Below are 703 nucleotides of genomic sequence, written 5' to 3'. Positions count from 1 at the left end.
CGCCGACCGGGCGCTGGCCGCCGGGATGCTCGTCGCGGGCTATCCGGCGGGCTACGACCGGATCGGGGCGGCCGACGCGTTCGACCTCGTGGAGGAGATCCTGCGCGAGCCCTGGGGCGGCCCTCAGGGCTGATCGTAGGGCAGCCCGACCTGGTCCAGGACGTGCTGCGCCGGTGAGCCGGGCGGAGCCAGCAGGTGCACCGGGCCGGCCGCGCGGGCGTCGTACAGCGCCTGCACGGCGGCGCTGCAGAGCATCTCGACCTCGGCGAGCTCGACGGTGACGGGCCGGACCCCGCCCCAGGACGCCTGGCCGAGGGCGGCGCGCAGCTCCTCCGCCGACGTCCGCTCGACGGGACCGGCGACATGGACCACGCCGTCCGCCACCGCGATCCGCCCTCGACGCCGGAGGACCGGGCCCGACGAGGTGCGGGTGCCGCGCAGCAGCGGGACCGGCCGGCTCACCCGGTGCCGGCCGAGGGCACGGGTCCCGGACGCGTCGTGCTCGACCAGGAGCTCGTCGAGGAACCCCCGGGCCATCGCCAGCCCACGACCGCCGGGACCGGGCACGGGCTCGCGCCAGGCGCCCGCGTCGCGCACCTCGATCTCGACCATGCCGTCCGCGGCGAGGCGGACGGCGACGTCGACGGTGTCAGCCAGGCCCGGGGTCGGGTACGCGTGCTCGACCGCGTTGATGACGAGCTCC

1 protein-coding gene is annotated in these 703 nt (G+C 77.2%); it reads right to left on the bottom strand.

Translation table 11 applies throughout. The features are described from left to right. Positions 1–123: 123 nt before the first annotated feature. Positions 124–703 (bottom strand): ATP-binding protein (locus Q0L15_RS23105; protein WP_296607202.1); only part of this gene is annotated, 580 nt, incomplete at its 5' end.

Source organism: Nocardioides sp., assembly GCF_024509035.1.
Classification (GTDB): domain Bacteria; phylum Actinomycetota; class Actinomycetes; order Propionibacteriales; family Nocardioidaceae; genus Nocardioides.
Note: the sequence above shows the minus strand (reverse complement) of the source record. Positions and strands in the feature narration are given on the sequence as shown.